The sequence below is a fragment of the Streptomyces sp. NPDC027185 genome (genome assembly GCF_055567035.1).
Map to the genome: position 1 here is coordinate 51058 of NZ_JBVHRF010000004.1, position 24312 is coordinate 75369.

At 75.4% G+C, this 24312-nt stretch carries 23 protein-coding genes; 8 read left to right on the top strand and 15 right to left on the bottom strand.

All coding sequences use genetic code 11. The features are described from left to right. Nucleotides 1-93 precede the first annotated feature (93 nt). Nucleotides 94-894: a crotonase/enoyl-CoA hydratase family protein gene (locus tag ACZ4M8_RS13775; protein WP_467606665.1), complete on the bottom strand. Its 801-nt coding sequence runs from the start codon at nucleotides 892-894 to the stop codon at nucleotides 94-96. Between the two features lie 164 nt (nucleotides 895-1058). On the opposite strand from ACZ4M8_RS13775, the gene ACZ4M8_RS13780 reads away from it, so the two are divergent. Further along, nucleotides 1059-2687, top strand: a complete 1629-nt coding sequence (locus tag ACZ4M8_RS13780) for an acyl-CoA synthetase (protein WP_467606667.1) — start codon at nucleotides 1059-1061, stop codon at nucleotides 2685-2687. Between the two features lie 37 nt (nucleotides 2688-2724). Here the strand turns inward: ACZ4M8_RS13780 and ACZ4M8_RS13785 are convergent, their stop codons facing one another. Together ACZ4M8_RS13785 and aroQ are read right to left on the bottom strand one after the other, a co-directional pair. Continuing rightward, entirely contained in the window at nucleotides 2725-3198 is a 474-nt protein-coding gene (locus ACZ4M8_RS13785) for a hypothetical protein (RefSeq protein WP_467606670.1), read from the bottom strand. Nucleotides 3199-3253: 55 nt separating this feature from the next. Next, nucleotides 3254-3928, bottom strand: coding sequence for a gamma subclass chorismate mutase AroQ (gene aroQ / locus ACZ4M8_RS13790; protein ID WP_467606672.1), 675 nt, complete (start codon nucleotides 3926-3928; stop codon nucleotides 3254-3256). Between the two features lie 201 nt (nucleotides 3929-4129). On the opposite strand from aroQ, the gene ACZ4M8_RS13795 reads away from it, so the two are divergent. Then, entirely contained in the window at nucleotides 4130-4966 is an 837-nt protein-coding gene (locus ACZ4M8_RS13795; RefSeq protein ID WP_467606674.1) for a class I SAM-dependent methyltransferase, read from the top strand. Between the two features lie 70 nt (nucleotides 4967-5036). On the opposite strand, the gene ACZ4M8_RS13800 is transcribed toward ACZ4M8_RS13795, so the two are convergent. Continuing rightward, nucleotides 5037-5837, bottom strand: coding sequence for a VOC family protein (locus tag ACZ4M8_RS13800; RefSeq protein WP_467606676.1), 801 nt, complete (start codon nucleotides 5835-5837; stop codon nucleotides 5037-5039). A 242-nt stretch (nucleotides 5838-6079) separates the two neighbouring features. After that, a complete protein-coding gene (locus ACZ4M8_RS13805; protein ID WP_467606679.1) occupies nucleotides 6080-7624 on the bottom strand; it encodes an acyl-CoA synthetase in 1545 nt (514 codons plus the stop codon). Nucleotides 7625-7999: 375 nt separating this feature from the next. On the opposite strand from ACZ4M8_RS13805, the gene ACZ4M8_RS13810 reads away from it, so the two are divergent. Then, nucleotides 8000-8440 (top strand): hypothetical protein, encoded by a 441-nt coding sequence (locus tag ACZ4M8_RS13810; RefSeq protein ID WP_467606682.1) that lies wholly within the window; start codon nucleotides 8000-8002, stop codon nucleotides 8438-8440. Between the two features lie 32 nt (nucleotides 8441-8472). Here ACZ4M8_RS13810 and ACZ4M8_RS13815 read toward each other — a convergent pair whose 3' ends face one another. From ACZ4M8_RS13815 to ACZ4M8_RS13825, 3 genes are all read right to left on the bottom strand, one after another. After that, nucleotides 8473-10032, bottom strand: a complete 1560-nt coding sequence (locus ACZ4M8_RS13815) for an acyl-CoA synthetase (RefSeq protein WP_467606684.1) — start codon at nucleotides 10030-10032, stop codon at nucleotides 8473-8475. A gap of 51 nt (nucleotides 10033-10083) precedes the next feature. Then, nucleotides 10084-11187 (bottom strand): NAD(P)H-dependent flavin oxidoreductase, encoded by a 1104-nt coding sequence (locus ACZ4M8_RS13820; RefSeq protein WP_467606686.1) that lies wholly within the window; start codon nucleotides 11185-11187, stop codon nucleotides 10084-10086. 79 nt (nucleotides 11188-11266) lie between these two features. Next, nucleotides 11267-11908, bottom strand: a complete 642-nt coding sequence (locus tag ACZ4M8_RS13825) for an eCIS core domain-containing protein (RefSeq protein WP_467606688.1) — start codon at nucleotides 11906-11908, stop codon at nucleotides 11267-11269. Between the two features lie 261 nt (nucleotides 11909-12169). Here ACZ4M8_RS13825 and ACZ4M8_RS13830 point away from each other — a divergent pair, with 261 nt between their 5' ends. After that, nucleotides 12170-13465: a glycoside hydrolase family 27 protein gene (locus ACZ4M8_RS13830; protein ID WP_467606690.1), complete on the top strand. Its 1296-nt coding sequence runs from the start codon at nucleotides 12170-12172 to the stop codon at nucleotides 13463-13465. Nucleotides 13466-13570: 105 nt separating this feature from the next. Here the strand turns inward: ACZ4M8_RS13830 and ACZ4M8_RS13835 are convergent, their stop codons facing one another. From ACZ4M8_RS13835 to ACZ4M8_RS13850, 4 genes are all read right to left on the bottom strand, one after another. Next, nucleotides 13571-14428 (bottom strand): class I SAM-dependent methyltransferase, encoded by an 858-nt coding sequence (locus ACZ4M8_RS13835; RefSeq protein WP_467606692.1) that lies wholly within the window; start codon nucleotides 14426-14428, stop codon nucleotides 13571-13573. Nucleotides 14429-14858: 430 nt separating this feature from the next. Further along, on the bottom strand, nucleotides 14859-15704 hold the full coding sequence (locus tag ACZ4M8_RS13840; RefSeq protein ID WP_467606693.1) for a class I SAM-dependent methyltransferase: 846 nt from the start codon (nucleotides 15702-15704) through the stop codon (nucleotides 14859-14861). A 148-nt stretch (nucleotides 15705-15852) separates the two neighbouring features. Next, the gene (locus ACZ4M8_RS13845) at nucleotides 15853-16206 is read right to left on the bottom strand and encodes an ArsR/SmtB family transcription factor (protein WP_467606696.1); all 354 of its coding nucleotides are present in this window, start codon (nucleotides 16204-16206) and stop codon (nucleotides 15853-15855) included. Continuing rightward, nucleotides 16203-16679: an SRPBCC family protein gene (locus ACZ4M8_RS13850; protein WP_467606698.1), complete on the bottom strand. Its 477-nt coding sequence runs from the start codon at nucleotides 16677-16679 to the stop codon at nucleotides 16203-16205. The genes ACZ4M8_RS13845 and ACZ4M8_RS13850 overlap by 4 nt, the downstream gene beginning before the upstream one ends. A gap of 293 nt (nucleotides 16680-16972) precedes the next feature. Here ACZ4M8_RS13850 and ACZ4M8_RS13855 point away from each other — a divergent pair, with 293 nt between their 5' ends. Both ACZ4M8_RS13855 and ACZ4M8_RS13860 read left to right on the top strand, forming a co-directional pair. After that, entirely contained in the window at nucleotides 16973-17872 is a 900-nt protein-coding gene (locus tag ACZ4M8_RS13855) for a universal stress protein (protein ID WP_467608000.1), read from the top strand. A 72-nt stretch (nucleotides 17873-17944) separates the two neighbouring features. After that, nucleotides 17945-18802, top strand: coding sequence for a universal stress protein (locus tag ACZ4M8_RS13860; RefSeq protein ID WP_467606701.1), 858 nt, complete (start codon nucleotides 17945-17947; stop codon nucleotides 18800-18802). On the opposite strand, the gene ACZ4M8_RS13865 is transcribed toward ACZ4M8_RS13860, so the two are convergent. Then, on the bottom strand, nucleotides 18799-19497 hold the full coding sequence (locus ACZ4M8_RS13865; RefSeq protein WP_467606703.1) for a CBS domain-containing protein: 699 nt from the start codon (nucleotides 19495-19497) through the stop codon (nucleotides 18799-18801). The two genes, ACZ4M8_RS13860 and ACZ4M8_RS13865, sit on opposite strands and share 4 nt — an antisense overlap. 395 nt (nucleotides 19498-19892) lie before the next feature. Here ACZ4M8_RS13865 and ACZ4M8_RS13870 point away from each other — a divergent pair, with 395 nt between their 5' ends. Then, on the top strand, nucleotides 19893-21620 hold the full coding sequence (locus tag ACZ4M8_RS13870; protein WP_467606704.1) for a sensor histidine kinase: 1728 nt from the start codon (nucleotides 19893-19895) through the stop codon (nucleotides 21618-21620). A gap of 5 nt (nucleotides 21621-21625) precedes the next feature. Here ACZ4M8_RS13870 and ACZ4M8_RS13875 read toward each other — a convergent pair whose 3' ends face one another. After that, complete coding sequence (locus ACZ4M8_RS13875; RefSeq protein WP_467606706.1) at nucleotides 21626-22336, bottom strand: response regulator; 711 nt, start codon at nucleotides 22334-22336, stop codon at nucleotides 21626-21628. An 87-nt stretch (nucleotides 22337-22423) separates the two neighbouring features. Beyond that, nucleotides 22424-23074 (bottom strand): CBS domain-containing protein, encoded by a 651-nt coding sequence (locus ACZ4M8_RS13880; RefSeq protein WP_467606708.1) that lies wholly within the window; start codon nucleotides 23072-23074, stop codon nucleotides 22424-22426. A gap of 225 nt (nucleotides 23075-23299) precedes the next feature. On the opposite strand from ACZ4M8_RS13880, the gene ACZ4M8_RS13885 reads away from it, so the two are divergent. Further along, nucleotides 23300-24298, top strand: coding sequence for an Acg family FMN-binding oxidoreductase (locus ACZ4M8_RS13885; RefSeq protein WP_467606710.1), 999 nt, complete (start codon nucleotides 23300-23302; stop codon nucleotides 24296-24298). Nucleotides 24299-24312 lie beyond the last annotated feature (14 nt).

A 24312-nucleotide genomic window follows, 5' to 3' on the forward strand; every position in this document is an offset into this window, starting at 1 on the left:
GGGCTCCTTGGGTGGGCGCGGGGCCGGGGCGCACGGGTGCGGCGTGCGGCGGGTGTTCCCGGTGGCGGGGCGCGGGCCGGGTGCGCGGTGCGGTCAGGCGCGCCGGAAGACGGGCGGGCGTTTCTCGGCGAAGGCCCGCGCGCCCTCCTTGGCGTCGGCGGTGTCGAACACCGGCCATCCCCGGGCGAGTTCGGCGGCGAGGCCGTCCGCCTCGGACAGGTCGGCGCTCTCGTACACGGACGCCTTGACCGCCTCCACGGCGAGCGGGCCGCAGGCGTTGATCCGTTCGGCGATCTCCAGGGCCTTCGCCAGCGCCCCGCCGTCGGGGACGACATGGCCGATCAGGCCGATCCGGGCGGCCTCGGACGCCGGGTAGGGGCGGCCGGTGAGCAGCATCTCCAGGGCGTGGGTGCGCGGGATCTGACGCGGCAGGCGGACGGTGGAGCCGCCGATCGGGAAGAGCCCGCGGGCGACCTCGAACAGGCCGAAGACGGCACTCTCCCCGGCGACGCGGATGTCGGTGCCCTGGAGGATCTCGGTACCGCCGGCGACGCAGTGGCCCTCGACGGCGGCGATGACCGGTTTGCGGGGGCGGTGGTGGCGCAGCATCGCCTTCCAGTGCAGGTCGGGGTCTTCGCGGAGCCGTTCGCGGTGGTGCTCGCCGGTCATGTCGTCGCCGGCGAGGGCCTTGAGGTCCATGCCCGCGCAGAAGGTGCCGCCGGCGCCGGTGAGCACGACCGAGCGGACCGTGTCGTCCTCGTCGGCGGTGCGCCAGCCGTCGTACAGGCCGACCAGCATCGGCAGGGAGAGCGCGTTCTTCGCCTCCGGCCGGTCGAGGGTGAGCACCAGGGTGGCCCCTTCGCGGTGCACGGTGAGGTGTTCCGTCCCGCCCATGTCCGTCTCCCGTCTGTGGACGCAGAACAGGGTGCAGGAGCGGTACGGCGACTTCAAGAGTTTTCTGACACTCAGTCAGATTTCTTCGCCGGAGCCCTTCCCTGCTGCCGCGGGCGCCGCTCTAATGGCCGCCGAGCCGCCGCCCGGCACGGTCTGGAGGAGACGTGGAGTACAACCTGGCCGACCTCTTCGAATCGATCACCGACGCGGTCCCCGACCGCGAGGCGCTGGTCCACCTCGACCATCCCGGCAGCGGCGCCGAACGGCGGCTGACCTACGCGCAGCTGGACCGCGCCGCCAACCGCCTCGCCCACCACCTCGCCGCCCAGGGCGTCGGCCCCGGCGACCACGTCGGACTCCACCTCTACAACGGCGTCGAGTACCTCCAGACCCTCTACGCCTGCCTGAAGATCCGCGCCACCCCCGTCAACGTCAACTACCGGTACGTGGCGGACGAGTTGGCCTATCTCTACCGGGACGCCGACCTGGTGGCGCTGGTCTTCGACGGCGAGTTCACCGCGCGGGTGGCCGCCGCCGCCCCGCACGCGCCCGGACTGCGCCACCTCGTACGGGTCGGGCAGGCGCCCGCGGGGGCGCCGGTGCCGGAGCCGGTGCCGGTGGCGTTCGCCGACGCGGAGGCGGCCGGGTCGCCGGAGCGCGGGTTCGCGCCGCGCTCCGGCGACGACCGGTTCATCATCTACACCGGCGGCACGACCGGGATGCCCAAGGGCGTCCTCTGGCGCCACGAGGACCTGTTCTTCTCCGGGATGGGCGGCGGCGCCCCCACGGGGGAGCCGGTGACACGGCCGGAGGAGGTCGCGGAGCGAGTGGCCGCCGGGGGCGACGGCATCGTCTTCTTCCCGACGCCGCCGCTGATGCACGGCACGTCCACACTGACCGCGTTCATCGCCTTCCACTTCGGCCAGAAGGTCGTCCTGCACCGCAAGTTCGTGCCCGAGGAGGTGCTGCGGACCGTGGCGCGGGAGAAGGTCACCAGCATCTCCCTGGTCGGTGACGCGATGCTGCGGCCGCTGACCGACGCGCTCGCCGGTCCGCTGCGCGGCACCGACTGCTCCTCGCTGTTCAGCGTCTCCAGCTCCGGCGCGGTGCTGTCGGAGACGGTCCGCGCGCAGTTCACCGCGCTGGTGCCGCACGCGATGCTGCTCAACAACTTCGGCTCGTCGGAGTCCGGTTTCAACGGCACGGCGACCGACGACTCCGGGCCCGACCGGGGCTTCCGGGTCCGGGTCAACCCGCGGACCGCGGTGGTCGACCCGGCGACGCGACGGCCGGTGGCACCCGGTGAGGTGGGCCGGATCGCGCTGCGCGGCCACGTACCGCTGGGCTACTACAACGACCCGGTCAAGAGCGCCGAGACCTTCTTCGAGGCGGACGGCGACCGCTGGGTGCTCCTCGGCGACATGGCCACCGTCGGCGCGGACGGTGTCGTCACCGTCCTGGGCCGAGGCTCGCAGTGCATCAACTCCGGGGGCGAGAAGATCTACCCGGAGGAGGTCGAGCAGGCGCTCAAGGCCCATCCGGACGTCTACGACGCGCTGGTGGCGGGGGTACCCGACGCGCGCTGGGGCAGCCGGGTCGCGGCCGTCGTCCAGCTCCGGCCCGGCGCTGCTCCCCTGGACACCGAGGCGGTCCGTGCCCACTGCCGCGCCCGCCTCGCCGGGTACAAGATCCCCCGCACCGTGGTCGTCGCCGAGCGGATCCGGCGCTCCCCCAGCGGCAAGGCGGACTACCGGTGGGCGAAGGCGGTGGCGGCGGGCGGGGGCGAGGGGTGAGAAGCCGCGGACGCGCCGGGGGCCGGGACCGGCCGGATCACGGGACCGGTACGCCGTCCGGGGCCAGATCGCGCCGCATCGCGGTACGGAGGGCGTCGAAGGCGTCGTTGTAGGCACCGGTGAGCCGTTCGTAGGTGGCGTCGCCGGCCACGGCGCCGTCGGCTATGCCGTCCCGGAGGTCCCGCAGGGCGCGGAAGACGGCGACGGCGCCCGCGGCGACCGCGGGCGGCGCCATGATCTCCATCTCGTAGCGCGGGCCGTAGGCGTCGGCGCACGCCTCCCGCGCCCGGTGGCCCCGTTCGGCGTGCGGCCGGCCGGTCTCCCGGGCGAGGACGCGCAGATCGTTTCTCGCCCGTGCCGACGCCACGAGGAAGTCGCGGTACAGCTGACGCCGCGTCACACCCCACTCGTCGGCCCGCTCCCGCCGCCCGCGCCGGTGCTCGACCAGCAGCGCGCTCCCCATCGCGATCGCCGCTCCCAGTACCGTCGTCAGCAAGGTCATCCAGCTCATGGGGCGGAACCTAGCGGGCCCCGGCGCGCCGGGGAGCCCGGCGGGCGAAGGCCCGTCAGCCCTCGCACACCGACCGCACCGCGCGCCCCAACGCGCGGGTGTGCAGGGCGTCCAGCCGCTGCTCGAACCGCACGCCGGTGGCGGCCGCGCCCAGGACCACCGGGCAGTACGGTGCGGAGCGGGCGTCCGGGGAGGCGGCGACGGCGCGGACCAGCGCCTCGTTGACGCGGTTGATCTCGGTGCGGACCTCCGCCAGGTCGGGGCGCTCCGTCGGGGCCCGCCCCGGCTCCGCCGTCCAGACGCGGTACAGCCCGCGCTGGACGACCTTGCTGGCCTCGATCTGGTCGCGGAAGATCCGCCGGGTGGCCGCCGGATCGGCGCCGAGCCGCTCGGCCTGCGCGGCGACGGCGTCCAGCACCTCCCGCTCCCGCGCCGGATCGTCGATCGGCCCGCCGGTGCCCCACTTGGCCGCCGCGACCAGGTCGCCGAGGGCGGCCCGCTCGGCGGAGAGCGCGGCGAGCGGCCGGAGCCGGCGGTACGGGCCGGGGGCGGCGGGCCCCGTCGCGGACGGTGCGTCCGGGGCCCGGACGGCGTGCGACGGGGCGGCGGGCGCTCCCGCCGGGGCGGCGGCCGTGGCGGAAGCGGCCTGGGCGGGGCCCGCCCCGGCGAGCAGGAGCGCCGCGCTCGCGGCGGCGGGCAGGAGGCGGCGCGTCGAGAGGGTCAGCTGCACCTTTCGGCCTTTCTCACGTGGTGTTGCCGGGAGCCGCACCGGTGGCCGCACCCGGACCGGGCGATGAGCTTACGGGCCGCCGGACCGGCCGGACACCGCCCGTGCCCGCCCGCGTCCGGCCGGTCGCGGGTGGTGGCCGGTGGCCGCCGGGCCGCGCCGGCTGCCACGATGAACGGCCATCGAGGAGAGGCGGGAGCGGCCATGACCACCTGGGACGCGGAGTCGTTCGACCGGTTCGAGCGGGAGGGGTGGGCCGGGCGCGGTGCGGCGTACCGCGAGGGGTTCGCCCGGCTCAGCGCCCGGTTCGCCGGGCCGTTGCTGGACGCCGCGGGCGTCGGGCCCGGCAGCCGTCTGCTGGACGTGGGGTGCGGCCCCGGCCCGGTGGCGGCCGCGGCGCTGGGACGCGGGGCGAAGGTGACGGCGGTGGACGCCTCGCCGGAGATGGCCGCGCTCGCGGCCACGGCGGTCCCCGGGCTCGACGTCCGCGTCGCCCTCCTCGACGCGCTGCCGTTCGCCGACGGGGAGTTCACCGCCGTGACCGGCAACTTCGTCATCAACCACCTGGGCGACCCGGCCGCGGGCCTGGCGGAGGTGCGCCGGGTCCTGGCGCCGGGCGGGCGGACCGCGCTGACCTGCTGGGACCAGGAGGCGATGCGGGCGCTGGCGCTGTTCGGGGAGGCGCTGGCGGAGTCGGGGGTGCCCCGGCCCGCCGAGGCGCCCGAGACCGCGCCGTTCCTCGCCGGGTACGGTGCCGCCGAACGGCCCGCGGCCTTCCGCCGGTTGCTGGACGCGGCCGGTTTCGCGGACACCGACGTCGAGACCGTACGGCTGCTGCACCGCGTCGACCCCGGCCGGTGGTGGGACGACGTCACGGCCGGGACCCCGATGACCGGGACGGTCATGAGCCGCCTCGACGCCGCCTCCCGCGCGGCGGTACGCCGGATCTACGACCGGAAGGTGGCCGCGCACGCGGTGGGCGACGGCTTCGTGGCCCTGCCCGCCGTGGCACTGCTGGGCAGGGCCACCCGGGGCGAGTGACGGCGGGGCGGCCCCGGCGCGCCCCGCCGACCGGCCACGGCCGGCTTCCCGGCGCCGGCCCGTCCGTCCGTCAGCTCATCGTCGGGTCCCCCTTGATCAGGGCGAACGGGGCGCCCCACGGGTCCTGCAGCGCGGCGAGGCGGCCGACGTGCGGGACGTCGGTCGGCGGGATCTGCACCCGGGCGCCCAGCTCGGTGGCCATCTCGAAGGTCGCGTCGCAGTCGGTGACGCCGAAGTACGGATGCCACTCCGAGACCGCACCGGCCTCCAGATGCTCGCTGCCGAGCTGCATCACCCCGCCCTGGCCGGTGTCCTCGCCGCGGCCGGTGGCGGGCGCGGAGACGATGTCGTAGACCGCCCCGCCGCCCATCGGCATGGACCGGTAGCTCCAGGAGAAGACGGCGCGGTAGAACTCCTCGGCCGCCGCGCTGTCGGTGGTGTACAGCTCCGTCCAGCACAGGGAGTCGGGTGCCATGACGGTCTGGAGGCCCAGGGTCTCCCCGGGCTGCCAGACGCCGAAGTCGGCGCCGGTGGAGTCGGTGAAGGCGGCCATGCGGCCGGCGGTGAAGACGTCCCCCGGCTCCATCCGCACCGCTCCCCCGGCCGCCACGACGGCGCGGGCGGTGGCGTCCGCGTCGGCGGTGTGGAAGTAGACCGTCCAGGACGACGTGGCGCCCGGCTCGGTCAGCGGCCCGATCGCGCCGACGGTGCGGCCGTCGAGCTGGAAGAAGCCGTACCCCCCGGCCTCCGGGCCCGCCGACCGGTGCGTCCAGCCGAAGACGGCGCAGTAGAACGCGGCGGCGCGCTCCACGTCAGGGGTGCCGAGGTCGATCCAGTTGGGCGTGCCCGGTACGTAGTCGGTGGTCAGCATGGGTCCTCCGAGGTCCTTCGCCTTGCGCGTACGGGTGACGGTGCGGTGCCGGGGCGGCGTTGCGGTCGGCCTGTCGCGACCTGCGCGGGCGGGGCACGGCGACCGCGGCCGGCGCCCCCGCGCGGCGATGACACACCGTCACCGCGCGGGGAGATCCGGCCGGTTCCCAGCATGGCAGGGGGCACTGACAGTCGCCCTCCGTACACGCGGTGGCCCGTGATCCGGGCCCGGGGCGGTGGCGGTCAGCGGGCCCCGAAGCGGGAGCGCAGCTCCCTTTTGAGGATCTTGCCGCTGGCGTTGCGCGGCAGCGCGTCGACGAACAGGACGCGCTTGGGCACCTTGAACCCGGCGAGCCGGGAGCGCACCGCGTCGATCAGCTCCCGCTCCCCGACCGGTCCGCCCGCCGCGCCGTCCGGTACGGGCGCGCGCACGACGACGGCGGTGACCGCCTCGATCCACCGCTCGTCGGGCAGGCCGATCACCGCCGCCTCCGCCACCTGCGGATGCGTGTACAGGGCGTCCTCGACCTGGCGGGAGGCGACCAGTACGCCGCCGGAGTTGATGACGTCCTTGACCCGGTCGACGACGGCGAAGTACCCGTCGGCGTCGCGTACCGCCAGGTCACCGGAGTGGAACCAGCCGCCGCGGAACGCCTCGGCGGTCTCCTGCGGCTTGTCCCAGTAGCCGCTGCACAGCTGCGGGGAGCGGTAGACGATCTCCCCGCGTTCGCCGTCGGGCACCTCGCGGCCGTCCTTGTCGACCACCTTCGCCTCGACGAAGAGGACCGGACGGCCGCAGGAGTCCATCCGTCCGGCGTGTTCGTCGGGGCCGAGGACGGTGGCGAGCGGGCCGATCTCGCTCTGCCCGAAGCAGTTGTAGAAGGCGAGTCCGGGCAGCCGGGAGCGCAGCTGCTCCAGGACCGGGACCGGCATGATCGACGCGCCGTAGTACGCCTTGCGCAGTCCGCGCAGGTCGCGAACGGTGAAGTCCGGGTGGCGGGCCAGGCCGATCCAGACCGTGGGCGGGGCGAACAGACTGTCCACCCGGCCGGTCTCCACCAGGGAGAAGAGCTGTTCGGCGTCGGGCCCGTCCACGAGGGTGTTCTCCGCGCCGACCGCCAGATAGGGCATCAGGAAGACGTGCAGCTGCGCCGAGTGGTAGAGCGGCAGCGCGTGCAGCGGCCGGTCGGTCTCCTCCAGGTCAAGGGCGACGACGGCGCTGGTGTACTCGTGCACCAGGGCGCGGTGCGTCATCATCGCGCCCTTGGGGAGCGCGGTGGTCCCGGAGGTGTAGAGGAGCTGGACGAGCGTGTCGCCGTCGCCCCCGGGGAGGTCGTCGGGGTCCGTCCCCGGGGCGTCCCGCTGTGCCGCCGCGATCCGGGTGAGCAGTCCGTCCGGGGCGTCGCGCAGCGGCAGGACGGGCAGGCCCTCCGGGAGCCGCCCGGCGAGGGCGGGGTCGGTCAGAACGAGCGAGCTGCCGGACTGGTCGAGGAGATAGCGCAGGTCCTCGCCGGTCAGGGCGTGGTTGACGGGGACGTGTACCAGTCCCGCGCGGGAACAGGCCAGGAAGCCGATGAGGTACGCGTCGGAGTTGCGCCCGTAGGCGGCGACCCGGTCGCCCGGGGCGAGGCCGAGGCCGCGCAGCACCCGCGCCGCGGCGGTCACCGCGTCGTCCAGCGCCCGGTAGGTCCAGGCGCGGTCGGCGTACCGCACCGCCGTCCGTCCGGGCACCCGCCGTGCGCTGCGCCGCAGGACCCCGTCGACCGTGTTGCTCCGCGCTGCCGTCATGGCGCGATACTCGGCCCCGGCCCGGCCCTGGTCAAGGCAGCGGGCAGGGGCGCCACGGCGGGCGCACGCCCGGTCGGCGGGTTCCGGACCCGGCCCGGAACCCCTACGGGTACGCCGGGCCCGCCGCGCCCCCGCCCGAACAGGCCGTACCGTCCGGTCGCCGCTCAACTCCCCTCCGGTGCGGGCGGGTTCGGCGATCCGGTCCCGTAGGGGGCCGCCCGGTGCGGCGTCCGGGGGCGGTCAGGGTGCGGCTCATCCCGGTGGCTGACGTACCGGCGGGGTGCCGGCCGGATGCTGGACGGGTCGCGGAGGCCACCGGGGGCCTCGGCGGGCGACGCGGCGGTGGCGCCGTGGCCGGAGAAGGGGAGAGGGTTCATGGTCAGGAGTGGTTTGCCGGACGGCGGGGCGGAGGAGGCCGTCCGGCGGCCGGAGGTGCGGCGGAGGCTGCGGCGCGTCCGGGGGCTCGTCGGCTGGTACGTCGTCCTCAGTCTGCTGACGCTCGGTGGCGTCGTGGTGCTGCACGACGATCCGGTGGCGGTGACCGACGCCGTATGGGTGCGGGTCGTCATCGTCGCCGCCACCTCGCTGCTGATGGCCTCCTTCGCCGCGGGCGCGGCCCGGGGCGACCGCCGGGCGTATCTGCGGCTGCGCATAGCCTCCGGGGTGATGCTGGCGGTCGTCGCGGTGGTCGTGGCGCTGCCCCGGGCGTTCCCCGGGTGGCTGCGGTGGGAGCAGGCCGGGTGCGGGGTGCTGCTGGCCGGGGTGGTGGCCCTGGTGAACGGCGGGCGGCTGCGGGCCGCGTTCGCCGCCCGGTAGCGGGGCGGTGCGGGGCGCCACCGGGCGCGGCCCTACGTGGTCGGTTCCCGGTCCGCCCAGTACGGTGCGCGCAGCCGTCGCTTGTAGAGCTTGCCGTTGGGGTCGCGGGGCATGGCGGCGACGAAGTCGACGGATTTGGGGAGTTTGTATCCGGCCAGCCGCCCGGCGCAGAACTCCAGGACCGAGGCGGCGAGTTCCGGCCCTGCCGGGTGGCCTTCGGCCGGTTCGACGACGGCCTTGACCTCCTCCCCCCAGTCGTCGTGCGGGATGCCGAAGGCGGCGGCGTCGGCGACGGCGGGGTGAGCGAGGAGGACGGACTCGATCTCGGCGGGGTAGATGTTGACGCCACCGGAGATGATCATGTCGATCTTGCGGTCGCGGAGGAAGAGATAGCCGTCCTCGTCCAGGTAGCCCAGGTCACCGACGGTGAAGAAGTCGCCGACGCGATTCTGCCGGGTCTTGGCGTCGTCCTTGTGGTACCGGAAGCCGCCGGTGCGCATCTTCAGGTAGACGGTGCCCAGCTCGCCCGGGGGCAGGCGGTTGCCGTCGTCGTCGAGGACGGCGAGTTCGCTGATCGGCCAGGCCCTGCCGACGGTGCCGGGCTTCTTGAGCCAGTCGTCGGCGGTGGCGAACGCGCCGCCGCCCTCGCTCGCCGCGTAGTACTCCTCGACGCAGCCGCCCCACCAGTCGATCATGGCGCGTTTGACGTGGTCGGGGCAGGGTGCCGCCCCGTGGATGGCGTGCCGCATCGATGTCACGTCGTACCGGGCGCGGACCTCTTCGGGCAGCGCCAGCAGCCGGTGGAACTGGGTGGGGACCATATGGGTGTGGGTGGCGCGGTGGGCGTCGATGAGCCGCAGCATCTCCTCGGGCCGCCAGCGGTCCATCAGGACCAGCCGGTGACCGATGTGCAGGGAGGCTCCGGCGAACTGGAGGACGGCCGTGTGGTAGAGCGGTGAGCAGACCAGGTGGACGTTGTCGTCGAACGGCCGGATGCCGAAGATGCCGAGGAATCCGCCGAGATGGCTCTCCTCGGGCGGGGTGCCGGGCAGCGGGCGGCGGATGCCGCGGGGGCGGCCGGTGGTGCCGGAGGTGTAGTTCATGACCCAGCCCAGGGTGCGGTCCTCGGGCGGGGTGTCCGGCTGTCCGTCGAGGAGGTCGGCGTAGGGGCGGAAGCCCTCGGCGGCGCCGACGGCGTAGCGCCGGTCGGCGGGGAGCGCGGCCTCGTCGGCGGCGGCGCGGGCGGCGTCGGCGAACCGTTCGTGGGTGAGCAGCACCTTGGCGCCGGAGTCCGTGACGATCCAGGCGATCTCGGGCCCCACCAGATGGTGGTTGACGGGCACGAAGTAGAAACCGGCCTGGGAGGCGGCGAGGTAGGCGGTCAGGAACTCGACGCCGTTGGGGAGGACGGCGGCGAAGGCGTCGCCGCGGGTCAGCCCGGCGGCGCGCAGCCCGTGGACGAGGCGGTTGCCCGCGGCGTGCAGGCGGCCCGCGGTCCACTCCTCGCCGTCGGGGGCGATCAGTACGGTGCGGTCCGGGTCGGCGGTGGCCTGGGCCCAGAAGCCGGTGGGCGGTGCGGGGCGGTCCGTCATCGTGCTGCCTCCTCGGCGGGCGGGTCGCAGGGTCCGCGGACGGTCCGAGCCCTAGGCGCGGCCTGCGATGCGGTTGATGCGGTCGATGGCCTTCTCGAAGCCGCGGGTGAGGTCGTCGAAGACGGCCTGCACACTGCGTTCGCTGTTCATCCGGCCGACGATCTGGCCGACCGGCGTCCCCAGCAGCGGTTCGACCTCGTGGCGCTGGATACGGGAGTTGGCCTCGGCGACCAGCAGCCCCTGGAGCGGCATCGGCAGGGTGCCGGGGCCGTCGGCGGCGTCCCAGGCGTCGGTCCAGGCGGTGCGGAGCTGGCGGGCGGGTTTGCCGGTCAGGGCGCGGGAGCGGACGGTGTCGCCGGGGCCGGCGGCGAGAAGTTTGGCGGTCAGCCGCCGCGAGTGGAGTTCGGCCTCCTCGGTGGTCAGCCAGAGCGAACCGAGCCAGACGCCCTGGGCGCCGAGGGCGAGCCCGGCGGCGATCTGTTCGCCGGTGCCGATACCGCCGGCGGCGAGCACCGGCAGCGGATCGACGGCGGCGACGACCTCGGGGGTGAGCACCATGGTGGCGATCTCGCCGGTGTGGCCGCCGGCCTCGTACCCCTGGGCGACGACGATGTCGATACCGGCGTCCCGGTGGTGGCGGGCGTGGCGGGGGCTGCCGGCCAGCGCGGCGACGCGGATGCCGCGGTCGTGGGCGCGGGCGATGACGTCGGGCGGCGGGGAGCCGAGCGCGTTGGCGAGGAGTTTGATCGGGTGGTCGAAGGCGACGTCGAGCTGGCTGCGGGCGACCTCCTCCATCCAGCCGGTGATCCGCCAGCCGGACGCCTCGCCCTCGGGCAGCGGCGGCACGTCGTACTCGGCGAGGAGCCGGGCGACGTGCTCGCGGTGGCCGTCGGGGATCATCGCCTCGACGTCCGCCTCGGTGACGCCCTCGACCTTGCGGGCGGGCATGACGACGTCGAGTCCGTACGGCAGCCCGTCGGTGTGGTCGGTCATCCACTCCAGGTCGCGGGCGAGTTCGCCGGGCGCGGTGTAGCGGACCGCGCCGAGGACGCCGAAGCCGCCGGCGCGGGTGATTGCGGCGGCGACGGCGGGGAACGGGGTGAACCCGAAGACGGCGTGCTCGACGCCCAGCGTGGTGCTCAGCTCGGTCTGCATGGGCGCAGGATGCCGCAGGGCGGCGGAGGAGGGAAGAGGTCTTCTGACGCTTCGTCAGCTCTGCTGGTGGCGGCGCTCGTTACTCCGCCGTCCCGGGACCGGCCTCGTCCTCCCGCTCCGGTGCCGGACGCGACAGGACCCGGTGGGCGTTCTCCTCCGCGGCGCGCTCGAAGCGGTCGCCCGGGTCGCTGATGCTCAGACCCTGGCCGTTGTCGGTGCCGGCGACCGGGCCCTGGCGTTGCTGGATGACGTGGGTGAGTTCGTGGGCGAGGGTGTGCCGGTCACCGCCGCCGTCGCCGATGACGATGTGGTTGCCGGAGGTGAAGGCGCGGGCGCCGACCTCGGCGGCGGAGCTGCGGGCCGCCGGGTCGGTGTGGACGCGGACGTCGGAGAAGTCGGCGCCGAGCCGCGACTCCATATCGGTACGGGTCTCCTCGTCCAGCGGCTTGCCCGAGGTCCGCAGCACCTCGTGGACGGCGGAGCGCTGCACGGCGGGGTGCCCGCAGCCGGGACCGTGGCTGTGTTCCTCCTGGGCCCAGGCGTGGCCGTCCGCCCGGAGCATCTGGACCACGGCGGCGTTCCCCGCGGCGCGCTGGAGGGCCGCCAGCGCCCGGGGCGAGGCGGCGGGGCCCCGTTCCGGCACCACGGGGGGCCGGACGGCCGCCGGGCGGGCGGGAGAGGCGGTGGGGGCGGGCCGGTCGGCAGCGTCGCGGGCGTGCATGGGATCCCTCTACGGAGCGGGTTCGGGTGAACTTCCTGGATACCTTCCGGCGCGCCGGAGCGCCATGGCCCTCGGGGCACCACCGGCGACCGGACAGGCAGCGTCCGGCGGGCCGGACGGGCAACGCCCCGCTCCGGCCCGCCGCCGGACACCGGCGGCTGAATCCCCCGCGACGTGCGGCGGGGTGTCTTGACCGGCCCCCGGCCCGGCCCTAGCCTCCGGCCGACCCCGCCCCCGCTTCGTCCCCTCGTGAGGTGCCCTGTGCGTATTCCTCCGCTTTCCCGCCCCGGCCGTGTCGCCGCCGCGCTGACCGCCGCGGCGGCCTGTGCGGCCGGCCTCCTGGCAGCCACCGCCCCGGCGTCCGCGGATCCGGCGCCCGCCGCCCGGCACAGCGGTCAGCGGTACCCCGATCTGACGCCGACCCCGCCGATGGGCTGGAACAACTGGTCGTACTACATGTGCGACGTGAACGAGAAGGTGGTCCTCGACAACGCGCGGGCGCTGGTACGCACCGGGCTCGCGGCGAAGGGGTACGACACCGTCACCGTCGACGACTGCTGGACGCTCAGACAGCGCGGTCCGCGGGGCGAGTTGGTGACCGATCCGGAGAAGTTCCCGCACGGTATGGCGTACGTCGGGCGGCAGCTGCACCGGATGGGCCTGAAGTTCGGCATCTACGGGGACGCGGGGACGCTGACCTGCGAGAAGTACCCGGGCAGCCTGGGCCACTTCCAGCAGGACGCCGATCTGTTCGCGAGCTGGAAGGTCGACTACGTCAAGTTCGACGGCTGCAACGTGCCGACGGCGCCGGGCCGCACCAAGGAGGAGACCTACCGCGACGTCTACGGGCAGATGAGCCGGGCGCTGCGCGCCACCGGCCGCCCCATCGTCTTCTCGGTGTCCGCCCCGGCGTACTTCCAGTACGACGGCGACGCGCTGTGGCACCGGGTCATCGGCTGGTCGTCGGAGGTCGGCAACCTCTGGCGGGAGGGGCGGGACATCGCGGTGGAGAAGCACTCCCCGGCCGCGAAGTGGTCGTCGATCCGTTACAACTTCGACTACAACGCGCAGTTGGCGGCGCTCCAGCGGCCGGGCCGGTGGAACGACCCGGACTTCCTGCTGGCCGGTGACTCGGGGCTGACCGGGACGGAGATCCACAGTCAGATGGCGCTGTGGGCGGTGATGGCCGCGCCGCTGATCTCCAGCACCGATCTGACCCGGCTCTCCCCCGCCGCGCTGAAGGTTCTCGGCAACGAGGAGATCATCGCCGTCGACCAGGACCCGCTGGGCGTCCAGGGGAGGCTGGTCCACCACGACGAGGACACGGCGGTGCTGTCGAAGCCGCTGCGCGGCGGCGACCGGGCCGTGGCGCTGTTCAACGCCGGTGACACGCCCCGGACGGTGGCCACCACGGCGTCCGCCGCCGGTCTGCCCGCCGCCCGCTCCTACCTGGTACGCGATCTGACCACCGGCCGCACCACCCGTACCACCGGCCCTCTCACCGCCACCGCGCTGGCGCCGCACGCGACGGTGCTGTACCGGGTGAGCGCCGGGTGAGTCGGGCACGGCACCGGTGGGCGGGTCCGGCCGCCGGTGCCGTGCGCCGGGCCGTTCCGTACGGCTCCGGGCGGCGGGCGGGCACCGGCCGCCGGCCCCCGGCCGTCAGACCTCGGCCACCACGAAGCCCTCGCCGCTGGAGGGGCGCAGGCCGTCGGTCCGGCCGGTGAAGTAGCGGTCGGCCAGTTCGCCGCCGGAGACATGGCGGACGTCGTGGAACCCGGCGTCGCGGACGGCGGTCAGCATCCGTTCCGGGGTGAAGAAGGTGCAAAACGGTGTGCCGGAGGCACGGGCGCGCGGTGCGGTGGCCGCCATCGCGGGGCGGTCGGCGGCGTCGAGCCGGCCGAGGGGCAGCAGGAACGTCATGGCGAGCGTCGAGCCGGGGGCGAGGCGGGCCAGGCGCCGCAGGGTCGCCGTGACGGCCTCCTCGGTGAGGTACATGGTGACGCCGGTGCAGGCGACGACGGCGGGCCGGGCGGGGTCGAAGCCCGCGTCGACGAGCCGCGCCCACCAGTCGTCGCCCGCCTCGAAGTCGACCGGGACCAGCCGCAGCCGGTCCGGGACGCCGTGGCCGAGGACGGTCAGGCGGCGGCGTTTCCACGCCTGGGTGTCCGGCTGGTCGATCTCGAAGATCCGCAGCCGGCCGGCGGTCTCCGGGCGGCGCTGGGCGAAGGTGTCGAGTCCGGCGCCGAGGATGACGTACTGGCCGACGCCACGGGCGGCCCGCTCGGTGACGAGGTCGTCGACGAAGCGGGCGCGGGAGACGACGGCGGCACGGAAACCGCGCGTGGCCTGCGGGTCCATGTCCGGGCGCCGCTGCCAGCCCTCCTCCGGGTCGGCGAGGAGCAGTCCGATGCCGTCGTCGAGGACCGGGGGCGCCGCGTCCACCCGGAGGTGCAGTGCCCGCCAGAGGGCGACCCGTACGGCGGTGCTGTCCGGGGTCCTGTCCGCTTCGTCGGTCACGTCCGCTCCTTGTCCGTACCGTCGTCCGGCCGGCCGCGGGCCGGGCCGGTGCGGCGCTGAGTACCACCGCCGGCGAGGCCGTCTTTGGGCGTCGGCGGGCCGGGAGGAACCGCGCGGGGCCGCCCGTTCCGGGCGGCCTTTCCGGGCGGCCTTTCCGGGCGGCCTTTCCGGGCGGCCGTTCCAGGCAAGCGTACCGAGCGACTGTCCCGGAGCGGTCGCTCCGGGGCGGTCGTTCCGGGCAGGCGTTCCAGGCAGGCACACCGAACGGCCGTCCCGGGGTGGTCGTCCAGATCGCCACCCACACCACAGCTGTCCCGAGCGGCCGTTCCAGGCATCCGTCCCGAGCGACCGCCCCGGCAGCCGATCCCGACAGCCGTTCCGAGCGGCCGTTCCGAGCCCGGGAGCCTGGAACGGCCGGTGTCCCTCTCCCTCACGGGCGCCGGTGCGGGCGGTCGGCGGTCACCACGTAGTAGTCGAGGACGCCTTCCTCGTAGGCGCGCAGGAAGTTGCGGGGCCAGGTGCCGGGGGCCCACCAGCGGGCGAGCCAGCGGTCCCAGCCCGGCCAGACGTACGGGCCGATCGACACGGCGGAGGCGTCGGTGAGTCCGGCGGCGGTGAACGCGCCGGTGAGGGCGGTCACCGGGCGGGCGATGTCGAGGCCGGTGGCGAAGGTCTCCAGGAGCCGGGCGAGGTGGCCGGGGCGGTCGGGCGCGTCGTCCACCGTGAAGAAACCGGCGACCGCCGCCCGGCCGCCGGGGCGCAGCACCCGCGCGCTCTGCGCGGCGAAGGCGCCGAGGTCGGGGAAGTGCTGGGCCGCCTCCACGCTGAGGACCACGTCGAACCGGCCGTCCTCGAACGGCATCAGCTCGGCGGCGCCCTGCACGAACCGCAGCCGCTCCGGCGCGTCCCGCAGCAGCTCCGCCTGCGCCGCCCGCGCCCGGTCCAGCTGCTGCGGATGGATGTCCATACCGGTGACGGCGGCGGGCCCGTACTCCCGCAGGGTCAGCGCGCAGCCCATGCCCAGTCCGCAGCCCACTTCGAGGACCTCCGCGCCCGACCGCGGTCCGGCGGCGGTCAGGACGTGCCGGTAGAGGTCTTCCTGACTGCGGATCCGGTCCGCCGTGCCGGGCGGGCGGGCCGGGTCGAGGGCGCGCCAGTACCCGAAGTTGATGAACCCGCCGCCGAAGATCGGCTGCCCGGCCAGATCGCCCGGTCCGTAGGTCTCCCGCACCACGGGCCGCATCGCCGGCCCCGTCCCCTGCGCACCGTCCGTCATCCGTGCCGCACCTCCTGGAATCCGTGCCGCGGGCGGCGGTCGCCGCCCGGCCGGGACAACGCGCGGGCGGGGCCGGGGTGACGGGGCGGCCGGCCCCGGAGTGCCTCAGCCCCGCGCACCGCTCACCGGCGGCAGGGCCGGGGCGCGGTCAGTCCTGTCCGTCCGTCTCCGGTGCGCGGTCATGTCCGTGCGTCTCCTCCGCGAGTCGTTTGATGCCCAGCAGGCGGCTCTCCCACGAGCGGCCGATCCGGTCCAGTTCCCTGGCGAGTGCGCCGAGCCGGGCGCCCACGGCGAGGTGCAGGACCTCGCGGCCGCGCTGCTCGGACTCGACGAGGCCGACCTCGCGCAGCACGTCGAGGTGTTTGCCGATCGCCTGCCGGCTCACCGGCAGCTCCCGGGCCAGCGCGGACGCCGACTTCGGTCCCTGCCCGAGCCGGGTGAGGATCTCCCAGCGTGTCGGGTCGCCCAGCGCGGCGCATATGGCGGGCGGTGCGGCGGTCATGCCCGGCCCTCGACGTACGTCTTCGCCGCGGCGAGTTCGGTGAGCCAGCCCCGGTCGTTGCCCTCGCGCTCCTTCAGCCAGGTGGCGGGGTCCTCGGAGAGGCCGGAGAATCCGCTCTCCACGACGCGGAGCGTCACCCCGCCCTCGTCGCGCGCGTCGATCCGGAACTCGACGAGGGTCGAGGCCGTCGCCCCGTCCCGGTAGGGGGTGCCGATCCAGCGGAAGGCGGCGTAGCGCGGTTCGTCGAGCGCGACGGTGGTGAAGCGGAACTCGCCGAGCGTGGGGTGGCGGACGACGGCGACGTCGCCGTCGTACCGCAGGTCGGGTTCGGCCTCGACGGTGCCGTCGTTGATGTACCAGCCGGGGCGTGCGATCAGTTCCCAGACGCGTTCGGCGGGGGCGTCGATGTCGATCTGCCGGGCGATCCGGTCGAGCTCGGCGAGTTGCCCGGCGGTGGGGGCGGGGTCGGTCATGGGGTCCTCCTCGCGGCTTTCTCTGCAACTCAAAGGTTGCACATGTGGGGAGGGGGTGCAACCAGCAGGTTGCATCGGCGCGTCTTCCGCGGGGTGCCGCACGCCACCGGAGGACCGGTCGGCGCGCGACCGCGGGCCGCGTCGCCCCGGCCGGGCGCCGGCCGTGCGGACCGTCGCCTCCCCGGCGGGGTGCCGGGCGGGAGCTGTCCGGTACCGACCGGCCCTAGCGGCGCGCCGCTCCCGGCGCGAGCGTGGCAGCAAGCCACCTCGTGACCGGGAAGGCGGTGGGGACGATGGAACTGCCCGTGGTGGTCGGGGCCGACGGCTCCGACGCGAGCCTCACGGCCGTGGACTGGGCCGTGGACGAGGCGGTGCGGCACGGGCTCGGGCTGCGCGTCGTCCACGCCTCGCTGTGGGAGCGGTACGAGGGCACGGCGCCGTCCTGGGCGACGGACCGGCCCGCGGAGCAGATCCGCGCCGAGCACACCGCCGCCGCCGCGGCCGAACGCGCCGCACGCCGCGCGCCCGGCCTGGCCGTCACGGCGGACGTGGTCCCCGCCGACGCGGTGGGCGCGCTGCTCGACGCCGGGCAGGACGCCGCGCTCCTGGTCGTCGGGGCCCACGGGCGGGGCGCCCTGGCCGGGCTGCTGCTCGGCTCCGTCAGTCTGCTCGTGGCCGCCCGCGCCCACTGCCCGGTCGTCGTCGTACGGGGCGACCGGTACGCCCTGGAGGGGCGCCACGGACGGATCCTGCTGGGCGTCGGGGACCACGACGTGGACTCACCGGCCGTACGGTTCGCCTTCCGTGCGGCGGCGGTGCGGCACGCGGAACTCGACGCGGTCCGCGCCTGGCGGCGGCCGCTCCACGAACCGACCGACCACCCCCTCCTGGCCGGCGCCCCCGGTGCGTACCACACGGAGCGGGCCGCGGAGCTGCTGGACAAGGCGGTGGATGCCGCGGCTCGCGACCATCCCGAGGTGCGGTTGCGCCGCAGCGCGGTCGAGGGAACCGCGCGCCGGGTGCTGACGCACCGCTCGGCCGCCGCCGATCTGCTGGTGCTCGGGGCGCGGCGCGGCGACGGGCTCTTCGGGCTGGAAGTCGGCCGGGCCGTCCACCGGGCGCTGCACCACGCCGCCTGTCCGGTCGCCGTCGTCCCCCGGCGGCGACCGGCACCGGCCGGAGAAGACCTGTGAGGCGCACGGCCCCCGACCGGCGCGCCGGGAGCGTGCTCCTCCCCCACCCGACCTTCCCAGCAAGGACGCGACATGAACGACATCGTGGTCGGTGTCGACCCCCGCGAACTGCCGGTCCCGGCACTGGTGTGGGCCGCCGACGAGGCCGCGCTCCGCGGGCTGCGGCTGCGCCTGGTCACCGCCGCCCCCGCCCCCGAGAAGCCCTGGTACGGCACGTCCGGCCGCCGCGGCGCCCTGCGTATCCGTGCGCAGTCGGCGCTGGCGACGGCGGAGGACCTCGTACGGGAGCTGCACCCCGGGCTGTGGACCGCGACCGAGTTCACCGACGGAGCCCCGGCCGCCGTGCTCCAGGAGCGGACGGCGGGCGCCGCCCTCACCGTCCTGGGGGCCCGCCGGCTCCGCGGGGTCACCGAGGCCCTCGGGGAGGGCGCGGTGGTCGTCCCGCTGGTGGCGCGTGCCCGCTGTCCCGTCGCGGTGATCCGCGGCCCCGGGCCCGCGGCCGTGCATCCCCCGCTGGTCGTCGTCGGGGTGGACGGCGGGCGGGACTGCCGGGCGGCCATCGGCTTCGCGGTGGCCGAGGCCGCCCTGCGGGAGGCGCGGCTGCGGGCGGTCTGGGTGTGGCCGGGGCCGCTCGTGCCGCACGAGGACGCCGTGCCGCACGAGGACGCCGCCCGGGAGAAGGCCGAGCGCCGCCGGCTGCTGGCCGAGGCGGTCGCGGGCCGGGCCGAGCGCTACCCGGACGTCCCGATCGAGCGGCGGATCACGCCGGGCCGCCCCGCCAGGGAACTCGGCCGCGCCTCGCACCGGGCTCTCGCGGTGGTCGTCGGCCGCGGCAGCCGCGGCGGTCGCCTCGGTACGCGCCTCGGCTCCACCGTCCGTGAACTGCTGCACCACGCCGCCTGCCCCGTGGTCGTCGTACCCCCGCCCTAGGAAGCGGCGGCGGGCGGGCCGGGGGCCGGGGGAGGAACGTCCGTACGGAACGGCCGGGCGGTCAGCTCGCACCGTACGTCCACCACGCCCGCCACGGCGCGGGTGAGGCGGGCGGCCAGCGGGACGACCGCGCTGTCGGGGACCTCGCCGGAGAGGGTCACCACACCGGCGTCGACGGCGACGGCGATCCGGTGGCGGGCGTGCGGGAAGAGCGGCTCGACGACATCGCGGCGCACCTCGGCCGCGAGGTCCCGGTCCGGGCGGAGGTAGACCTTGAGCAGGTCGGCGCGGCTGACGATGCCCCGCAGGGTGCCGTGCTCGTCGGTGACCGGCAGCCGTTTCACGTGGTGGGTGGCCATGAGCCGGGCGGCCTGGGGCAGGGTCGCGGCGGTGCCGACGGTGACGGCGGGCGCGGCCATCAGCTCCGCGGCGCGGCGGGAGCCCGCCTTGGCGGTGGCGTCGAGGCGGCGCCGCTGCTCGACGAGCCCGGTGCGGTGGTCGCGGAACTCCTCCTTCGCCAGCAGATCCGCCTCGGAGACCACACCGATGACCCGGTCCGCCGCGTCGACGACGGGCACGGCGGTCACCTTCCACCGGGCCATCGCCGCGACGATCTCCTTGAATCCGGCGTCGCGCCGGACGGCGACGACCTGACGTGTCATCACGTCTGCGACGGTGAACAGCTGCGCGGCCATGGGACGTCCCTCATCGTGCGGCGGACCGGGGCCCCGGGGGCCGGGCGGCCGGGCTCCGTCGGCCACCCGGCGGCACCCCGCCGGAGCGCTCCCCCGGCTCCTCCCACGCTGCCGCACACCCGCCCGCCCCGGAAGGTCCGCCCGGCGCACACCACGGGGCCCGACGGCCCTTGCGCCGGCGGACCGGTACGCCTCCCCGGCCGGGACACGGCACCCGCCCGGCCGGGCCCGCCCGCGCCGGCGGACGCGTCGGCCCAGCGCGTACGGGGCCGGACGGCGCGGGACGGCGAACCGGCGGTGCGGGCCGGGCGAGATCGACAGGAAGGCGGCGGGCCGCCGGGCTACGGTGAGGAGGGGCCCGGAAAGTACCGCCGGTGGGCCGGGCGGAGGTGACGATGGGGCGCACGGACCCGCGGACGAGCAGGGTCCCCCGGCTACGGCTCAACGAGCTGCTCGACGAACTCCGGGTACGCATCGACGAGGTCCGCGGCACCCGGGACCGGCTCGACGGACTCCTCGAAGCGGTCATCGCCGTCGGGGAGGAACTGGAGCTGCCCGAGGTGCTGCGCGGCATCGTGCAGGCGGCCGTGACCCTGGTGGACGCCCGGTACGGCGCTCTCGGCGTGATCGGCGAGGACCGCAGGCTCGCGCAGTTCGTCACGGTCGGCATCGACGACGACCTGCGGGCCCGCATCGGCGCGCTGCCCGCGGGCCACGGGCTCCTCGGCGAGCTGATCCGCGACCCGCGGCCGCTGCGCCTGCCCGAACTGTCCGAGCACCCCGCCTCCTACGGCTTCCCGCCGCACCATCCGCCGATGCACTCGTTCCTCGGGGTGCCCGTCCGCGTCCGTGACGAGGTCTTCGGCAACCTCTACCTCACCGAGAAACGCGGCGGGGCCGACTTCGACGACGAGGACGAGGCCGTGGTGACGACGCTGGCCGTCGCCGCGGGCTTCGCCATCGACAACGCCCGCCTCTACGAGCAGGGCAGGATCCGGCAGCGGTGGCTGGCCGCGGGCTCGGATCTGACCAGCGCCCTGCTGTCCGGCGCGGCGGAGACCGAGGTCTTCGACGGCATGCTGGAGCAGGCCGCCGACATCGCGGACGCCGACACCGGCGTCTTCTACCGCGTCCGCCCCGGCGGTGAGCTGCGCGGCTCGCTGGCCCGCGGTGACGGCGCCGAGCGCCACCGCGGCGTGGTCCTGCCAGCCATCGAGGGAACCCTGCTCGCCGCGGCGCTGTCCGGAAACGGCCTGGTCACGGTGGCGGACGCCGGGAGCGACGAACGGGTCACGGCACTGCCGGACCGCTGGACGGACTCCGGTCCTGCGGTGGCCGTCGCGGTCGGGACGAAGGAACGCCTGAGCGGGGTGCTGGTGCTGGCCCGGCGGCGCGGGCGCCCGGCCTTCGGCAGCGCCGAGGTCACCCCGCTGCCGGGCTTCGCCGAACAGGCGGCGCTCGCCCTCGAACTGGCCGCCAGGCGCCGCGACGCCGAGCAGGTGAGCCTGTTGGAGGACCGCGACCGGATCGCCCGCGACCTGCACGACCTGGCGATCCAGCGGCTCTTCGCGACCGGGATGACGCTCCAGAGCGCCCGGCGGTTCGTCGAGCATCCGCAGGCGGCGGACCGGCTGAACCGGGCGATCGACGATCTGGACGCCACCATCAAGATCATCCGCTCGACCATCTTCGGCCTCCGCGAACACCCGCGCCCCGGCGCCGCCCCCAAGCTCCGCAACCAGGTCGTCAAGGCGGTGGACACGGCCGCGCCGGCGCTCGGCTTCGCCCCCGCCCTGCGGATGGAGGGCCTGCTCGACACCGACGTACCGCCCGAGGCGGCCGAGGAGGTCACCGCCGTCCTCGGCGAGGCGCTGACCAACGTGGCCCGCCACGCGCGGGCCCGCCGGGCGGAGGTCCGCGTCGCCGTCGACGACGGGGTGCTGACGGTGACCGTCAGCGACGACGGTGCGGGGATCCCGCCGGACGCAGCCCGCAGCGGGCTGCGCAACCTCGCCGAGCGGGCCGAGCGGCTGGGCGGCTCCCTCACCGTCCGCGCACGGGCCGGGCCCACCGGCGGCACGAGGCTGGAGTGGCGTGTTCCCGTACGGCCCGGCCGGGGGTGAGAGGGCTATCCCGGGCGCCGGCCCTCCCCCGGGCCGTGCCCGGCGGCGGAGTCCTGGGCCTGCGTGGCGAGCACCGCGGCCTGGACGCGGCGTTCCACGCCCAGTTTGCCCAGCAGCCGGGAGATGTGGTTCTTCACCGTCTTCTCCGACAGGTGGAGCCGCTGGGCGATCTGCCGGTTGGTGAGCCCCTCACCGATCAGCTCCAGCACGGAGCGCTCCCGCTCCGACAGCACCGCCAGCCGCTCCTCCTCCGGCGGCTTCGCCGGTCCGGGGCCGCGCAGCGAGCGCATCAGCCGCGCGGTGGTGGCGGGATCCAGCATCGACTGCCCGGTGGCGACGGTCCGCACCGCCGCGACGAGGTCGGAACCCTTGATCTGTTTGAGCACGTATCCGGCGGCGCCCGCCATGATCGCGTCGAGCAGGGCCTCCTCGTCGTCGAACGAAGTCAGCATCAGACACGCCAGCCCAGGCATCCGCGAGCGCAGCTCCCGGCAGACGGAGATGCCGTCGCCGTCGGGGAGCCGGACATCCAGCACGGCGACGTCCGGCCGCAGCGCGGGCCCCCGGGCCAGCGCCTGGTCCGCCGTGGACGCCTCCCCGGCCACCGTCAGGTCCGGCTCGTCGTCGATCAGGTCGCGCAGTCCCCGGCGTACGACCTCGTGGTCGTCCACGAGGAAGACCCGGGTGGGTGCGCCGGCCGCCGGAATGTCGGACATGGTGCCCCCTGTGCTCGCCGGGAACCTCACCGCCATTATCCGTCCCGGGTGCCGCCGCGGGCCGCGGCGGCACCCGCCGGGCGGGTGTCACGCCTCCGTTTTCGCCCTCACGTCCGCGGCGACCGAGACGACGCCGTCGACGCTCGCGCACATCCGCGTCAGGACGGGGATCAGGAGCGGATCGTCCACCGTGCCGTGCAGGGTGACCTGTCCTCGCGCCACGTCGGCGGTGACGCCCGCGGCGCCGAGCCGGGCGAGGCGGCCGACGACCTCCCGGGCGATCTCCTCCTCGATGGCCCGGTCCTGCCGCAGGAAGACGCGGAGCAGGTCACTGCGGCTGACGATGCCGAGCAGCCGGTCAGTGTCGTCGACCACGGGCAGCCGCTTCACGTTCTGCACCTCCATCAGCCGCGCGGCCTCCACGACCGTCCACTCCGGGTGGGCGCACACGGCCGGGGCGGACATGAACTCCCCGGCGGTGCGGCCCTCGGCCCGTTCCTGCTCCCATGCCTCCAGGTGCGGCAGCGGCGTCCGGCCGGTCAGGTCGGAGCGGTCGGCCACCTTCCGCAGGAGGTCGGCCTCCGAGACCATCCCGGCCGGCCGGCCGAGGCCGTCGAGGACCGGGACCGCGCTCACGGCGTGGTCGGCCAGGGTCTGCGCAATGTCCTTGAACGGCGTCTCCAGCCGGACGCTCACGACCTTCCGCGTCATGAGTTCGCCCACGGTGCGGTGCTGCATGCCGGGCTCCTTCCTCCGCGCCGCCCGGCGTGTCCTGCCACCTCCGCGGGCGCCGCACGGCCCTCACCTCTTCAGCATGGCGGGTGCCGCCTTCCCCGGCATGAGCCGATCGGCCCCCCGGGCGGAGCGCGGACAGGGACCAGCGGCCCTGGTACGGGCAGGCCGCACCGGTGACCCTGGAAGGGACACGGCCGTTGGCCTTCCGCTCCGTCCGGGGAGGTGCCGGTGTCCGCTCCCGTTCCCGACGACACGCTGGTGAGGGCCCTCGTGGCCGACGCCGTCACCGCGCCGTCCGAGCACAACACCCAGCCCTGGCGGTTCCACTACGCCCGGGCCGACCACACGCTGACCCTCACCGCCGACCCCGAACGCGCCCTCCCGCAGAGCGACCCGCTCGGCCGTGCCCTCCACCTGAGCTGCGGGGCCGCGCTGCTGAACCTGCGGGTCTCCGCGGCCCACGCCGGGCTGCGCGCAGCGCCCGTCCTGCTGCCCGACCCGCGGCGGCCCGGCATCCTCGCCGTCGTCCGCCTCGACGCCACCGCACCCGGCGGGCAGGACCCCGGCGAGGCGGAGCTCGCCGGTCTCCACCCCGCGGTCCGCGCCCGGCACACCAGCCGTCTGCCCTACACCGACCAGGAGCTGCCACCGCCGGTACGCGCGGCACTCACCGCGGCCGCCGGCACGGAAGGGGCATGTCTGACCTTCCTGACCGGCCCGCACCGCGAGACCGTCCTCGACCTGATCACACAGGCCGAGGGGTACAACCGGATGGACCAGGCGCGCGACGCCGAACAGCGCCGCTGGACCCGGACGGGCGCCGGGCCGCCGGCCGACGACGGCGTCCCCGATGACGCCTTCGGCCCCCGCCCGGAGATGACGGCGCCGGTCCGGGACTTCGCGGGGCGGAGCGCCCGGCCGGACCGGCCGTACGCCAGGTTCGAACGCCATCCGCAGATCGCGACGTTGAGCACCCCGGGCGACACCCCGGCCGACTGGCTGCGCGCGGGCCAGGCCCTGCAACGCGTCCTGCTGCGGGCCACCCGCCGGGGAGTCGTCAGCTCCTTCGCGACCCAGCCCGTCGAATGGCCCGATCTCCGCTGGATCCTGCGCGACCCGGTGTCCGGGACGGGCCACGTCCAGATGATCCTGCGCCTGGGCTACGGCCCGGAGGGCCCCGCCACGCCCCGGCGCTCGGTGGACGAGGTGCTGACGATCACACCCTGATCTGGTACAGGCGC